Source organism: Streptomyces luteogriseus (assembly GCF_014205055.1).
Taxonomy (GTDB): domain Bacteria; phylum Actinomycetota; class Actinomycetes; order Streptomycetales; family Streptomycetaceae; genus Streptomyces; species Streptomyces luteogriseus.
The window spans coordinates 2,967,926-2,981,288 of sequence record NZ_JACHMS010000001.1 but is presented as its reverse complement, the minus strand read 5'-3'; the positions used below and the strand labels follow the sequence as shown (position 1 = coordinate 2,981,288).

Genomic DNA, 13,363 nt, shown 5'->3' with positions numbered 1-13,363 from the left:
CCTGCTGGGCGCCGGTGCGTCCGACGTGTCGCGGAAATGACAACAACGAACAGCCTCCCACGCATGGACACCCGCAAGTGGTCTAGTCCACAATGCGTGACGAGAACGCGTGTGCAACGCGCACCAGCCTCCGTCTTCCCCGCACAGGAAGACGGACCGAGGAACCGAGGCTCTCTGCCCTGACTGCCCCGGCTCCTCATCCTTCGGCCGACCGGGACCGCACACCCCACGGCCGATGCTGCTCCGGGCTGCGGTGCCGAGAGGGTTGAGGGTCCCTCTCAGGCGCCGCGGCCCGCGGGTGTTTCAGGGCCGCACGAACCCCCGGGTACGCTCGCAGATGTGCCCTCCATGAACGAACTCGTACGCCAGCACACCGCACTCGACGACACCGATCTCGAGTGGCTGCATCTGCTGGTCTCGGAGTGGCAGCTGCTCTCCGATCTCTCCTTCGCCGACCTGGTCCTGTGGGTCCCCACCAGCGACGGCACCCGGTATGTCTCGGTGGCCCAGATGCGGCCCAACACGGGTCCGACCTCGTACCAGGACGACATGGTGGGCCACCTCGTGCCGCGCGGCCGCCGCCCGATGCTGGACGCCGCACTCGACGAGGGCCGCATCGTGCGCGAGGGAGACCCGGAGTGGCGCGAGGAGGTTCCCGTCCGGGTCGAGTCGATCCCCGTACGGCGGGAGGGGCGTGTGCTCGGCGTCATCGCGCGCAACACCAACCTCCTCACCGTGCGGACACCGAGCCGCCTGGAACTCACCTATCTGCAGAGCGCTTCCGACCTGGCGCAGATGATCGCGGCCGGGTCCTTCCCGTTCGCGAACCAGCAGCTCGACATGGACGCCTCGCCCCGGGTGGGCGACGGCCTGATCCGGCTCGACGCCGACGCGATCGTCCAGTACGCCTCCCCGAACGCCCTGTCCGCCTACCACCGGCTCGGCCTCGCCTCCGACCTCGTCGGCCAGCACCTCGGCAAGACGACCGCCGAACTCGCCCCGACCCGGGGTCCGGTGGACGAGGCGCTCGCCAAGGTCGCCAGCGGCTGGGCGCCGCGCGAGTTCGAGATCGAGGCCATTGACGGGGTCATCCAGTTCCGCGCGATCCCGCTCAAGCCGAAGGGCACCCGTATCGGTTCCCTCGTGCTCCTCCGGGACGTCACCGAACTGCGCCGCCGTGAGCGCGAGTTGATCACCAAGGACGCGACGATCCGGGAGATCCACCACCGGGTCAAGAACAACCTCCAGACGGTGGCGGCGCTGCTCCGCCTCCAGGCCCGGCGCATCGAGTCCGACCGTGGCCGCGAGGCCCTCGAAGAGGCGGTGCGGCGCGTCGGATCGATTGCGATCGTGCATGAGACGCTCTCCCAGAACCTGGACGAGCGGGTGGAGTTCGACGACATCGCCGACCGTGTGCTGGCCATGGTGGCGGAGATCTCCCCGGGCAAGGTCGCGGGCCGGCGCACCGGCCGCTTCGGCATTCTCGACGCCGAGGTGGCCACCCCGCTGTCGATGGTGCTGACCGAGGTGCTGCAGAACGCACTGGAGCACGGCTTCCGTGAGGGCGACACCGGCTCGGTCGAGGTCTCGGCGGTCCGCGGCGGCACGGCCAAGGAGGCCCGACTGCTGGTCACCGTCCAGGACGACGGGGTCGGTCTGCCGGAAGGGTTCGATCCGCACACGGCCGGCAATCTCGGCCTGCAGATCGTGCGGACCCTGGTGGAGGGCGAGTTGGGCGGCACATTCGACATGGTCCCGGCCCCGGAGCGCGGCACCCGCGTGATCCTCGACATCCCGGTGCGGTCGCAGAAGTAGCGGAAGTCGCAGAAGTGGCGGAAGCCGCAGAAGTGGCGGCATCGCAGAAATAACGGACCCCGAGCCCTGGCAAAGGGCCCGGTAAAGCAATGAGCCCCGGGCCACCAAGTGGCCCGGGGCTAAAGCTCGTTGCTGCTTAACTAAGCGCATCGGGGGAACTGCGCGCTGCGGCTCGGGGGCGGGAGATGCGTACTCGCTGTACGCGCCGCCAAGCTCAGGCTGTCAGCAGGGGTGGGTTGTCAGGCGGAGGCCTGACGGGCCCGGTTGCGGGCGGCGCGGCGCTTCATGGCGCGACGCTCGTCCTCGCTGAGACCACCCCAGACGCCGGAGTCCTGGCCGGACTCGAGCGCCCACTGCAGGCACTGCTCCATAACCGGGCAGCGACGGCAGACGGCCTTGGCTTCCTCGATCTGCAGCAGCGCAGGACCGGTGTTGCCGATGGGGAAGAAGAGCTCGGGGTCTTCCTCGCGGCAAACGGCGTTGTGACGCCAGTCCATGGCTGCTACCTCTCCTTGGTATTACATGCAGGGCTTGCTTGTGAATGTGAACGCTTTCACGAATCCCTCAACAAGTGAAGGGCCGACTGCCAGGTTCCCCGGCGAAGGTCCTGTGGATTGAAGAGGGGTTCTGGTGATCAGTGGAGGCCGGTGTTGCGGGCCGTCTCGATCGCCACGTAGAGACTCGCAAACCTCAGCGGCGGATACAACCCCTTCTGGAAAGTTTTTTTTGATTCTTCGGTGTCGACTAGGTCACAGCCGTACTTCCATGGGGTGGATCCTGGCCTAAACGTTCGAGTGAAAGGACTTTAGCCAGTTCTGCTCACACAATCACACGCAGTGCACGGCGTACGCCTGTGAACGTCACGCTTGTTCGCAGCCCCAGGTGGTCGCCGTCCATCTGGAGGGGGAGCGGGACCTTCGAATGCAAGGTGAACTCTGTCAAGTCGTGCAGAGAGGTGGCGTGCCTGCCGTGGGGTCCACGCTCGGGGGACGAAGTGAGCAACTGGGTGCCATACCGGGCAACTGCCGCAGTGGACAGGCGGCTGAGACCGAAGAGATCGAGGCCGGTATCGAACGAGGCTTTAGGCGCCGCGTAGATCGGGCGATTGCCCAGAAACGTCCATGGCGAGGTGTTCGAGACTATGGACAGCACCAGATCGGTGATCGGATCCTCGCCGGCACGCTCCAGCGTGATCGTCCCGTTGCGGCGGTTCGGCTCACCCAGCAGCTGGCGCACCACTTGGCGCACGTAGAGAGCGTGTGTGGATTTCCTGCCGCGTTCGCGGTGCTGCTCCACGCGGCCCACCACACCGGCGTCGAAGCCGAGCCCCGCGTTGAAGGTGAACCAGCGGGACGGCACCGCCTCGTCCTCCGTGCCCGGCGTGCCCGAGGTCAGACCCAGGCCGACGGTGCGCTCGCTGCCGTCGCGCAGGGCGTCCAGCAGGGCGCCGGTGGCCTCCACGGCGTCGTTGGGCAGACCCAGAGCGCGGGCGAAGACGTTGGTGGAGCCGCCCGGGACCACGGCGAGGCCGGGCAGACGTTCCGGGGCGGGGCCGGCGTGCAGGAGGCCGTTGACCACTTCGTTGACCGTGCCGTCGCCGCCGAGGGCCACCACCAGGTCGATGTCGTCACTGTCGGCCGCGTGCCGGCCCAGGTCGCGCGCGTGGCCGCGGTACTCGGTGGTGACGGCCTCCAGCTTCATCTCGCTGGCGAGCGCATGGATCAGTACGTCGCGTGTGCGCGCACTTGTGGTGGTTGCCGCCGGATTGACCACGAGAAGTGCACGCATGACTGGCAGCGTACCTACTGGGTGGTACCGGGCCCATACCGAGGTAGGGATCAGGTAAGAGGACGGGGGTGAACCGCGCCCCGGGGGGCGTGCGGGCGGGGGCTACCCTTCAGGGGTGAGCAGTGAGCAGACCCCCACCACCGAGGAAACCACCGGCCCCCGCCCCCGGCGTCTGACGTACGCGGCGCTGCTGGCCGCGCTGGAGGGGCTCGCGCTGGTCGTCGGAGGCGTCTGGATCCTCGTCCTCGGCCTCACCGGGCATCCGGACGACCGGCAGCAGGCCGTGACCGGCGGCATCACGCTGGTCGTGCTCGCACTGCTGCCGCTGCTCGCCGCCCGCGGGCTCCTCGGTTGCCGCAGCTGGAGCCGCGGCCCGGCCGTCATCACCCAGCTCATGGCGCTGCCGGTGGCCTACAACCTTCTGCAGGCCGACAGCATGGCCATTCCGGCAGGGATCGCCCTGGCGGTCGTGGCCGTCGCGTCGCTCGTGCTGCTGGTGAACCCCGAGACGACCCGGGCCCTCGGTATCCGCGGGCCCGGCAACCCCGGCAACCTGGAGAAGTAGCCGTCACTCCTCGACGAGGAGCTTCTCCCGCAGCTGCGCCAGCGTGCGTGCCAGCAGCCGGGAGACGTGCATCTGGGAGATGCCGACCTCCTGCGCGATCTGCGACTGGGTCATGTTGCCGAAGAACCGCAGCAGCAGGATCCGCTTCTCGCGCGGCGGGAGATCCTCCAGCAGCGGCTTGAGCGACTCCCGGTACTCCACGCCTTCCAGCGCCTCGTCCTCGGCGCCGAGGGTGTCGGCGACCGCCGGGGACTCGTCGTCGGTGTCGGGGACGTCCAGGGACAGCGTGGAGTACGCGTTGGCGGACTCCAGGCCCTCGAGGACCTCCTCCTCCGAGATGCCCAGCTTCTCGGCGAGCTCGTGGACCGTGGGGGAGCGGCCGTGCAGCTGCGAGAGCTCGGCCGTGGCCGTGGTCAGCGCCAGGCGCAGCTCCTGCAGCCGGCGCGGGACGCGCACCGCCCAGCCCTTGTCGCGGAAGTGCCGCTTGATCTCGCCCACGACCGTGGGGGTCGCGTACGTGGAGAACTCCACACCCCGGTCCGGGTCGAATCGGTCGACCGACTTGATGAGGCCGATCGTGGCGACCTGGGTGAGGTCGTCCAGCGGCTCGCCGCGGTTGCGGAAGCGGCGCGCGAGATGCTCCACGAGCGGCAGATGCATCCGGACCAGCTGGTTGCGCAGCTCCGCGTACTCGGGGCTGGTGCTCTCCAGCGTGCGCAGTTTGAGGAACATCTCGCGCGCCCCGCTGCGGTCCGGAGAGCCGTGCTGTCCACCCTGTGTGTGGTGGGCGCGCGGCTTCTGATCCTCGGAGTGTCGCTCGTGCTCGCTCATCGTCCCGCCCGTCGCCCTTCCCCGAGCCCTCGCCTCCTCCGTCACCCTCGGCTTCGCGCGGGTGGGGGCACCCCCTTGGGCCGGGGAGGTGGCGATCCCCGCGCCCGGAGGCGCGCTCCGTACGGCACTGTCCCGGTCCGGCCGCCCGCCGCCCGGGAGGACGGCCCCCGCTGAGTCGTCCTCGGGATGCGGGCGGGCCTGCTCGGGGATGCCGTCGATGCCGTCCGCCATGCGCCGGGCACCGCTCGGGCCGCTCGGGCCCGTGCTCTCGGCCGGCAGCTCTCGTGTGCTGCGCTCTTCGTCCCGCACCGGCCCGTCCTCGCTCCTCACGCCGGCCCGGGTCCCGCGCCGCGCTGTTTGTAGAGGCTGATCGAAACGGTTTTGTCCTTGTCCACGGCAGAGGAGACCTTGCCCGCGAGGGCGGACAGGACGGTCCAAGCGAAGGTGTCCCTTGAAGGGGCATGGCCATCGGTGGTCGGTGCCGAGACGGTGACCTCGAGTGAGTCGTCGACGAGGCGGAAGACACAACTGAGCACCGAGCCGGGCACGGCCTGCTGAAGCAGGATCGCGCAGGCCTCGTCCACCGCGATGCGCAGGTCCTCGATCTCGTCGAGGGTGAAGTCCAAACGGGCCGCGAGACCGGCCGTGGCCGTACGCAGCACCGACAGGTAGGCACCCGCGGCCGGCAGCCGGACTTCCACGAAGTCCTGGGTCGCGGGCTCGCCTGCGATCTGGGACACCCTCACCTCCATGGTGGTACAAGCGTTTCAGGGCCGAGGGTCGACCCCCGGGATAACGCGATACGTGGTTCAGCGGTGACGCTATCGCGCTCTCGACGGTCCTGTCCCCGGGACCCCAACCCCTTGTCGTCACTCACAGTAAACCTGTGGATACGCTCCGTGTCTAGGGGTTGGGCGGGCCCAAATGGGAAGAGCGCGCGCCGGGTTGACGTACCCAGACGTCAGACGGTCGAACCGTCCATCGCCGGGGTGCTGTCTCGTCACACCAGGACATGGTCGACAAAGCACCAACGCCAGGTTTCCCCGGGCTCGTGGGTCCGCATCACGGGATGACCGGACTCCTTATGATGCTCCGCCGCGTGCCGTCCCGGCGAGGAGTCGCAGCAGCCGACGTGACCGCAGCTGAGGCACAGCCGCAGCTGCACCGGATCCAGGCCCTCCGCCAGGCACTCCGGACACGTCTCGCTGAGCGGGCCGGGTTCGGGGTGCGGCAGCGCGTCGGCGTGCGTGCACTGTTTCATGATTGCCAGGTTACGACGGTCGGGCGGAAGACCGCGTCGAAAAATGAGGGCGGGCGAGAACGATGGACGTGATGCCACTGCTGCTGCTCGTGGCGGGCAGCGCCGCGATCGCCGCAGCCGCGCGGCGTACCCCGGTGCCGGCGCCGCTGCTGCTGGTGGCCGTGGCACTGGCGGTCAGCTACGTCCCGGGGGTGCCCGAGTACACGCTCGACCCGCACGTCGTTCTGCCGCTCATCCTGCCCCCGCTGCTCCACACGGCTGCCACGGACAGCTCCTACCTCGACCTGCGGGCGCAGCTGCGGCCGGTCGCGATGCTGTCGGTCGGGTACGTGCTGTTCGCGACCTTCGTCGTCGGCTGGGCCCTGTACGTGATCGTGCCGGGCATGCCGCTGACCGCGGCACTGGTCTTCGGGGCTGTGGTGGCGCCACCGGACGCGGTCGCGGCGACGGCGGTGGCCCGCCGGGTCGGACTGCCGTCGCGGATCACCACGATCCTGCAGGGTGAGTCCCTGCTGAACGACGCGACCGCGATCACTGCCTACCGGGTGGCCCTGGCCGCCGCCGTCGGCGAGGGCGCGACCTGGGCCGGGGGCATCGGTGAGTTCCTGCTCGCGGCGATCGGCGGCGTCGTCGTGGGCCTGCTGCTGATGGCCCCGATCCACTGGCTGCGCACGCACGTGAAGGAGGCGCTGCCGCAGAACACGCTCTCCCTGCTGATCCCGTTCGTCGCGTACGCCGTCGCCGAGCAGGTGCACGCCTCCGGTGTCCTCGCTGTGGTGGTCGTCGCGCTCTACCTGGGGCACCGCGCGTGGGAGGTCGATTTCGCGACCCGCCTGCAGGAGGAGGCGGTCTGGAAGATGGTCGCCTTCGTCCTGGAGTCGGCGGTGTTCGCGCTGATCGGACTACAGCTGCCGGTGGTCCTCAGAGGCCTCGGGGAGTACGAGGGCGTCGATGCCGCCTGGTACGCGGTCGCCGTCTTCCTGGTCGTCGTCGCGACCCGGTTCATCTGGGTCTATCCGGCCACCTTCCTGCCGCGGCTGCTGTCCGCCCGGGTGCGGGAACGGGAGCAGAACCCGACCTGGAAGGGGCCGTTCGTCATCGCATGGGCCGGAATGCGGGGCGTGGTCTCCCTGGCCATCGCCTTCTCCATCCCGCTCACCATGCACGACGGCGAGGAGCCCTTCCCGCAGCGCAACCTGATCCTCTTCCTGACCTTCACGACGGTCATCGGGACCCTGGTGGTGCAGGGCCTGACCCTGCCGCCGCTGATCCGGCTGCTGAAGTTCCCCGGGCGGGACGCGCAGACCGAGACGCTCGCCGAGGCCAACGCCCAGGCGCAGGCCTCCAGGGCCGCCGAACGGCGCCTGGACGAGCTCCTCGCCGACGAGCGCAACGCCCTGCCCGCCCCGCTCGCCGACCGGCTGCGCATCGTCCTGGAGCGACGCCGCAACGCCGTCTGGGAGCGGCTCGGGCAGGCCAACCCCGTCACCGGAGAGTCCGTCGACGACACCTACCGGCGGCTGTCGCGGGAGATGATCAGCGCCGAGCGCGAGGTGTTCGTCAAGCTCCGGGACGGCCGCTACATCGACGACGAGATGCTGCGGACCCTGCTGCGCAGACTGGACCTGGAGGAGGCGGCCGCCTTCCGGGAGGCCGCGTGACGGCGCCGGCGGGGAGGCCGCGTGACGGCGCGCCGGCGCTTCAGGCGACGGGCCGGCGCCTCAGGGGGAGAAGACGGGCCGACGTCTCAGAGGAGGAGACGGGCCGACGTCTCAGGGAAGGGACGGCCGGTGATCACCGCCGCCACCGCCGTCCCGCGCGGGAAGGCGCTTTCTCCGACCAGAGTGACGAGCCCGTACAGCAGCTTGGCGACATACAGGCGTTCGACCGGTAGCCCGTGCCGGTGCTCGAAGTCCGCCGCGAAGGCGTCGAGCTCGGCGGGCACGCGCGCGTAGCCGCCGCAATGGAAGCGCTCGTCCAGGCTCCAGGTGCCGCGTCTGCCCCCGAACGCGGCGCGCTGCAGGGCGTCCGTCTCGGCGGCCAGGAAGCCGCCCTTGAGCACCGGTACGCCCAGGGCCCGCTCGCCGGGCGCGAGACCGGCCGCAAGCCCCGCGAGCGTGCCACCGGTGCCGCAGGCCACGGCGACGGCCTCGGCCCGGCCGCGCAGTTCGGCGCCGAGTGCCCGGCAGCCGCGTACGGCCTCGGCGTTGCTGCCGCCCTCGGGGACGACGTACGCCTCCTCCGCGTCCGCCGCGCGCAGGATGCCGGCCAGGGTCCGCGGCTCGGACTTGCCTCGGTAGGTCGCCCTGTCCACGAAATGCAGCCGCATGCCGTCGGCCGCGCAGCGGGCCAGTGAGGGGTTGAGGGGCCGGCCGGCCAGCTCGTCGCCGCGGACGACACCGATGGTGGGGATGCCGAGCAGCCGGCCGGCCGCAGCCGTGGCGCGCAGGTGGTTGGACCAGGCACCGCCGAAGGTGACGACGGCGCGGCCGGCCGCCGCGGCCAGATTCGGAGCCAGCTTGCGCCACTTGTTGCCGATCAGTTCCGGGTGGATCAGATCGTCCCGCTTCAGCAGCAGCCGCACACCCCGGCGCTCGAACCGGTCGTCCACGACCTCCTGCACCGGCGACGGCAGCCGGGGGCGCAGGGCGGCGATTCCGGGGGTGTCGGGGCTGGTCACCGGCCCATTGTCACCCGGGAGTGGGGAAGGGTGGGCTCGGGGCTGACGGAGCGCTCTGTGCCCCGGCAGCTCGGTCCGACGGGCCGGACACGGGTGCTTTCGAACGCCGCGACGGGGCCCCATGCCCAGCGAAGCAAAGATCCATTCCCGCTCTTTCGGGTAATAGCACCGCCACGCTGAGTGAGGAAGGCTTGCTCGTGCACATCGATGCCCGAGGCATATGGGCGTCGGTCACAACCGGGAGGGCAGTTCTCTATGTCGGTAGGCGAAGAGGTCCGCACGGAGCAGACCAAGCCGCAGCAGAGTCTCGGCACGGCGGCCGCGCGGAACCTGGCCACCACGACCAAGTCCGTGCCACAGATGCAGGAGATCAGCTCCCGCTGGCTGCTGCGGATGCTGCCGTGGGTCGACATCCAGGGTGGTACGTACCGGGTGAACCGGCGGCTGACGTTCGCCGTGGGCGACGGCCGTCTGACGTTCGTGAAGACCGGCGACCGCGTCGAGATCATTCCCGCGGAGCTCGGCGAGCTGCCGGCGCTGCGGTCCTACGAGGACGAGGAGGTGCTCTTCGAGATCGCCCGCCGCTGCGAGCAGCGGGAGATCCCGGCGGGCGACGTGATCGCCTCGTTCGGCAGCCCGTCCGACGAGGTGTACCTCCTCGCGCACGGCAGGGTGGAGAAGGTCGGCACGGGCCCGTACGGGGACGACGAGTCCCTCGGAGTCCTCGCCGACGGTGCCTACTTCGGCGACGACGCCCTGCTGAACGATGACGCGATCTGGGAGTACACGGCCCGCGCCCTCACCGCGTGCACCGTGCTGGTGCTGCCCCGCCAGGAGTTCGCGCAGATCGCGGAGCGCTCGGACACCCTGCGCGAACACCTCCAGCAGCGTCGCTCGATCCCCTCGCAGCGCTCCAACAAGTACGGCGAGAAGGAGATCGACCTCTCCGCCGGCCACTCCGGCGAGCCGGACATCCCGCACACCTTCGTCGACTACGAGGCGCGGCCCCGTGAGTACGAACTGAGCGTCGCCCAGACCGTGCTGCGCATCCACTCGCGCGTGGCCGACCTGTACAACCAGCCCATGAACCAGACCGAGCAGCAGATCCGGCTGACGGTCGAGGCGCTGAAGGAGCGCCAGGAGCACGAGCTCATCAACAACCGCGACTTCGGGCTCCTGCACAACTGCGAATACGACCAGCGGATCCAGCCGCACGACGGCGTGCCCAGCCCGGACGACATGGACGAGCTGCTCAGCAGGCGCCGCGGCACCAAGATGCTCCTCGCCCACCCGCGCGCCATCGCCGCGTTCGGCCGCGAGCTCAACAAGCGCGGGCTGGTACCCGAGACCATCGACATGGCCGGCAACCGCATCCCGACCTGGCGCGGCGTGCCGATCTTCCCGTGCAACAAGATCCCGGTCTCGGACGCCCGTACGACGTCGATCATCGCCCTGCGTACCGGCGAGGCCGACCAGGGTGTCATCGGTCTGCGTGCCTCGGGCATCCCGGACGAGATCGAGCCGAGCCTGTCGGTGCGCTTCATGGGCATCAACGAACAGGCCATCATCAAGTACCTGGTCACGGCCTACTACTCGGCCGCGGTCCTGGTACCGGACGCGCTCGGCGTGCTGGAGAACGTCGAGATCGGCCGCTGGCGGTGACACTTCCGGTCCGCCGGCTGTGTCCTCGCCCGTCAGGGCGGGTACATCCTCGGGGTACGAGCCCAGCGGCAGCGGAAGCGCCACCGTCCGCTCATTCTCCGAGGCGGTCACATGGGTGAGTCCCTCATGGAGCCCAGGACGGGGACGACACTGCCCGCCCCCGGCGGGCAGCGCGGCACCGAGCCCCGGCAGGCGGCCGGGGCTCCGGGAAGGCGGGGCCCCATCGGGACGCAGGGGGACGGCGGGGTGGCACCCGCCGAAGGGCACGAGGCGGTCATGCTGCTGGAGCGGGCCCGGGCGGAGGTCGATCCGGTGCTGCGGGCGGCGCTCGGCTCGCTGCCCGGCCCGCTGCGCCGGATCGCGCTCTACCACTTCGGCTGGGAGCGGGCCGACGGCAGCCCGGCGGAGGGGGGCTCCGGCAAGGCGATCCGGCCCGCGCTGGTCCTCGCCGCGGCGGCCGCCCTCGGCGGGCCCGAGGCACGCGCGGGAGCGGCCCGCGCCGCCGCCGCGGTGGAACTGGTCCACAACTTCACGCTGCTGCACGACGATGTGATGGACCGGGACGCCACCCGCCGCCACCGCCCCACCGCCTGGACCGTGTTCGGCGACGCCGACGCCATCCTCGCCGGGGACACCCTCCAGGCGCTGGCCCTGCGGCTGCTCGCCCAGGACCCGCATCCGGCGTCCCCGGCCGCCGCCGCCCGGCTCGCGGACTGCGTCATCGAACTGTGCGCGGGGCAGCACGCGGACACGGCCCTGGAGCGGTGCGCCCCCGCAGAGGTCACTCTCGACGGAGTGCTCGCCATGGCGGAGGCCAAGACGGGCGCCCTGCTCGGGAGCGCCTGTGCGATCGGCGGGCTGTACGCGGGCGCTTCCGACGGGGAAGTGGAGGCGCTGGACGCGTTCGGCCGGGAAGCAGGGCTCGCTTTCCAGCTCATCGACGACGTCATCGGCATATGGGGTGACCCGAGCCGCACCGGGAAGCCCGTCGGTGCCGACCTGGCCGCCCGGAAGAAGTCGTTGCCGGTGGTGGCGGCCTTCGCCTCCGGCACACCGGCGGCGGCCGAGCTCGCCGGACTGTACGCCCGACCCGGCGACGAGGGGGACCTGGACCACATCGCCCTGACCGTCGAGCGCGCGGGCGGCCGCGACTGGGCGCAGGGCGAGGCGGCCGACCGGATGGCACGGGCGATGCAGCAGCTGGCCCGAGCGGTGCCGGACCCGGAGGCGGCGGGCGGTCTGCTGGCGCTTGCCGAGTTCGTGACGCGGCGGACCGGTTGACGACCGGTGGTGCCGGCCGGCAGGAGTCGACGACCGATAGCGCCGACCGGCAGTGGCCGACGCCCGACCGTGGCCGGCCGTCGACCGGCGGCACAGATGACAGCCTTCGGGCGACCGAAGGAAGAGCCCCGGAGTGCCGGGGCCGTGCGGCTCCTGACCCCGCACGGTCTCCGGCCTCCGGTCGGCGGGTCCCGCACTGCCCCACGGTGTGCGGGGCCCGCCTCTTGCCGCAGCGGCTCCTGCACCGGTGCGCGCATCGACAGAGTTTGGGCAAACGTTCGACTGAATCCCGCCAAGATCCTGCTCGCATCCCTCCGCGGGGGCCAACGCCCCTACGATCGACGCCCGTCGGGTCGAGCGAAGGGGCGGGGCATGGGTGTGGCCATCCGGACGGCGGGCGAAGGGGACAGGGAGCTGATCGTCCGGCTTCTGGACGAGGCGTTCCAGGACGACCCCGTGAGCGGCTGGGTCTTCCCGGGCGCGGAGGACCGTCGTGCCAAGCACCCCGGACTCATGGCCGCCTTCATCGACATCGTGCTCGCGGCCGGCCGCATCGATGTCATGGAGGACGGTTCCGCCTGCGCGCTGTGGCTCTCCATGCCCGCCGACGAGGGCCACGACGACCTGGACGGCGATGCCGAGGACGAAGGTCCGGCCCAGGTGCGGGAGGCCGTCGACCCGGACAACGAGCGCATCGAGGCGATCGGACGGCTGACGGCCGCCGTCCATCCCACCGGGCGGGCCCACGAGTACCTGTGGATGATCGGTGTGGCGCCCGGCCGCCAGGGCGAGGGCCTCGGCACCGCGCTGATCGAGGCCGTCCTCGACCGCTGCGACCGCGAGGGGCTGCCCGCGTACCTGGAGGCCAGCAACGCCCGCAGCCGCAAGCTGTACGAGCGCCTCGGCTTCGAGCCCGCCGGCCCGGCCCTCGACCTCCCGGACGGCCCGGCGATGTGGCCCATGTGGCGCGAACCCAGGCCGCGCCGGCCCGCGTAGGCCGAGTCTGCACAGCCTCCTGGCCCTGTCCACACCCTGAAGTCGGTGCGCACGTTCGGCAACGGCGCGCTGGTGCGCGCGTACAACAGGAAGCGCTCAGCTTCCGACCGGCCTACCCTGAGGTCATGGGCAGCGAACGACACGTCTGTCCGGCCTGCGGACAGCCAGTGGAAACAGTCGTCCGGCGCCACAAGACGCTGGGCACATGGGTCCCGCTCTGGGTGGCGGGCCCGTGCCGCAACCCCGAGTGCGGTGCCTACGACGCGGAAGGCGCCGTCCGCGGCGATACCGGCGAGGACACCCGGCCCCTGAAAAGGGACCGGTCCCTGAAAGGCGACCGGTTCCAGGAAGGCGACGGGTCTCCGGGCGACGACCGGCCCACCGAGGTCACCGCCCCGCCCGCCGAGAGCCCGCCCGAACCGGCCTCGGGAGAATCCGCCGCGGAAAAGCCCTGAGCACGTGTCGAGATGCGCGGCCCGGCTCC

Annotated in this window: 13 protein-coding genes; 7 read left to right on the top strand and 6 right to left on the bottom strand. The window is 70.8% G+C overall.

The window, feature by feature from the left end:
- Nucleotides 1-348: 348 nt before the first annotated feature.
- Complete coding sequence (locus BJ965_RS12670) at nt 349-1,815, top strand: sensor histidine kinase (RefSeq protein WP_184917102.1); 1,467 nt, start codon at nt 349-351, stop codon at nt 1,813-1,815.
- A gap of 239 nt (nt 1,816-2,054) precedes the next feature.
- Here BJ965_RS12670 and BJ965_RS12665 read toward each other — a convergent pair whose 3' ends face one another.
- Both BJ965_RS12665 and BJ965_RS12660 read right to left on the bottom strand, forming a co-directional pair.
- On the bottom strand, nt 2,055-2,312 hold the full coding sequence (locus tag BJ965_RS12665) for a WhiB family transcriptional regulator (RefSeq protein WP_016639615.1): 258 nt from the start codon (nt 2,310-2,312) through the stop codon (nt 2,055-2,057).
- A gap of 322 nt (nt 2,313-2,634) precedes the next feature.
- Complete coding sequence (locus BJ965_RS12660) at nt 2,635-3,603, bottom strand: diacylglycerol/lipid kinase family protein (protein WP_184908736.1); 969 nt, start codon at nt 3,601-3,603, stop codon at nt 2,635-2,637.
- Between the two features lie 115 nt (nt 3,604-3,718).
- Between BJ965_RS12660 and BJ965_RS12655 the strand changes: the two genes are divergently transcribed.
- Nucleotides 3,719-4,168 carry a hypothetical protein gene (locus tag BJ965_RS12655; protein ID WP_031107095.1) on the top strand — a complete coding sequence of 150 codons (450 nt, stop codon included), beginning with the start codon at nt 3,719-3,721 and terminating at the stop codon, nt 4,166-4,168.
- 3 nt (nt 4,169-4,171) lie between these two features.
- On the opposite strand, the gene BJ965_RS12650 is transcribed toward BJ965_RS12655, so the two are convergent.
- The 3 genes from BJ965_RS12650 to BJ965_RS12640 all read right to left on the bottom strand — a co-directional run bounded on the left by BJ965_RS12650 (nt 4,172) and on the right by BJ965_RS12640 (nt 6,260).
- Complete coding sequence (locus BJ965_RS12650; RefSeq protein WP_184908735.1) at nt 4,172-5,308, bottom strand: RNA polymerase sigma factor SigF; 1,137 nt, start codon at nt 5,306-5,308, stop codon at nt 4,172-4,174.
- A 17-nt stretch (nt 5,309-5,325) separates the two neighbouring features.
- The gene (locus BJ965_RS12645; protein ID WP_003992877.1) at nt 5,326-5,739 is read right to left on the bottom strand and encodes an ATP-binding protein; all 414 of its coding nucleotides are present in this window, start codon (nt 5,737-5,739) and stop codon (nt 5,326-5,328) included.
- Between the two features lie 260 nt (nt 5,740-5,999).
- The gene (locus BJ965_RS12640) at nt 6,000-6,260 is read right to left on the bottom strand and encodes a UBP-type zinc finger domain-containing protein (RefSeq protein WP_078615354.1); all 261 of its coding nucleotides are present in this window, start codon (nt 6,258-6,260) and stop codon (nt 6,000-6,002) included.
- Nucleotides 6,261-6,322: 62 nt separating this feature from the next.
- Between BJ965_RS12640 and BJ965_RS12635 the strand changes: the two genes are divergently transcribed.
- Nucleotides 6,323-7,921: a Na+/H+ antiporter gene (locus BJ965_RS12635; protein ID WP_184908734.1), complete on the top strand. Its 1,599-nt coding sequence runs from the start codon at nt 6,323-6,325 to the stop codon at nt 7,919-7,921.
- A gap of 86 nt (nt 7,922-8,007) precedes the next feature.
- Here the strand turns inward: BJ965_RS12635 and BJ965_RS12630 are convergent, their stop codons facing one another.
- Nucleotides 8,008-8,940 carry a 1-aminocyclopropane-1-carboxylate deaminase/D-cysteine desulfhydrase gene (locus BJ965_RS12630; RefSeq protein WP_184908733.1) on the bottom strand — a complete coding sequence of 311 codons (933 nt, stop codon included), beginning with the start codon at nt 8,938-8,940 and terminating at the stop codon, nt 8,008-8,010.
- Between the two features lie 255 nt (nt 8,941-9,195).
- Here BJ965_RS12630 and BJ965_RS12625 point away from each other — a divergent pair, with 255 nt between their 5' ends.
- The 4 genes from BJ965_RS12625 to BJ965_RS12610 all read left to right on the top strand — a co-directional run bounded on the left by BJ965_RS12625 (nt 9,196) and on the right by BJ965_RS12610 (nt 13,334).
- Nucleotides 9,196-10,602 (top strand): family 2B encapsulin nanocompartment shell protein, encoded by a 1,407-nt coding sequence (locus tag BJ965_RS12625; protein ID WP_184908732.1) that lies wholly within the window; start codon nt 9,196-9,198, stop codon nt 10,600-10,602.
- Between the two features lie 111 nt (nt 10,603-10,713).
- Complete coding sequence (locus tag BJ965_RS12620; protein WP_184908731.1) at nt 10,714-11,883, top strand: family 2 encapsulin nanocompartment cargo protein polyprenyl transferase; 1,170 nt, start codon at nt 10,714-10,716, stop codon at nt 11,881-11,883.
- Between the two features lie 372 nt (nt 11,884-12,255).
- Entirely contained in the window at nt 12,256-12,879 is a 624-nt protein-coding gene (locus BJ965_RS12615) for a GNAT family N-acetyltransferase (protein ID WP_184908730.1), read from the top strand.
- 125 nt (nt 12,880-13,004) lie between these two features.
- A complete protein-coding gene (locus BJ965_RS12610) occupies nt 13,005-13,334 on the top strand; it encodes a hypothetical protein (RefSeq protein ID WP_184918066.1) in 330 nt (109 codons plus the stop codon).
- Nucleotides 13,335-13,363 lie beyond the last annotated feature (29 nt).

What these genes read in the sequence shown, in the direction of transcription:
- BJ965_RS12670 (WP_184917102.1), top strand. Translation starts at nt 349, where the DNA reads ATGAACGAACTCGTACGCCAGCACACCGCACTCGACGACACCGATCTC.
- BJ965_RS12665 (WP_016639615.1), bottom strand. Translation starts at nt 2,312, where the DNA reads ATGGACTGGCGTCACAACGCCGTTTGCCGCGAGGAAGACCCCGAGCTC.
- BJ965_RS12660 (WP_184908736.1), bottom strand. Translation starts at nt 3,603, where the DNA reads ATGCGTGCACTTCTCGTGGTCAATCCGGCGGCAACCACCACAAGTGCG.
- BJ965_RS12640 (WP_078615354.1), bottom strand. Translation starts at nt 6,260, where the DNA reads ATGAAACAGTGCACGCACGCCGACGCGCTGCCGCACCCCGAACCCGGC.
- BJ965_RS12635 (WP_184908734.1), top strand. Translation starts at nt 6,323, where the DNA reads ATGGACGTGATGCCACTGCTGCTGCTCGTGGCGGGCAGCGCCGCGATC.
- BJ965_RS12625 (WP_184908732.1), top strand. Translation starts at nt 9,196, where the DNA reads ATGTCGGTAGGCGAAGAGGTCCGCACGGAGCAGACCAAGCCGCAGCAG.
- BJ965_RS12620 (WP_184908731.1), top strand. Translation starts at nt 10,714, where the DNA reads ATGGGTGAGTCCCTCATGGAGCCCAGGACGGGGACGACACTGCCCGCC.
- BJ965_RS12615 (WP_184908730.1), top strand. Translation starts at nt 12,256, where the DNA reads ATGGGTGTGGCCATCCGGACGGCGGGCGAAGGGGACAGGGAGCTGATC.
- BJ965_RS12610 (WP_184918066.1), top strand. Translation starts at nt 13,005, where the DNA reads ATGGGCAGCGAACGACACGTCTGTCCGGCCTGCGGACAGCCAGTGGAA.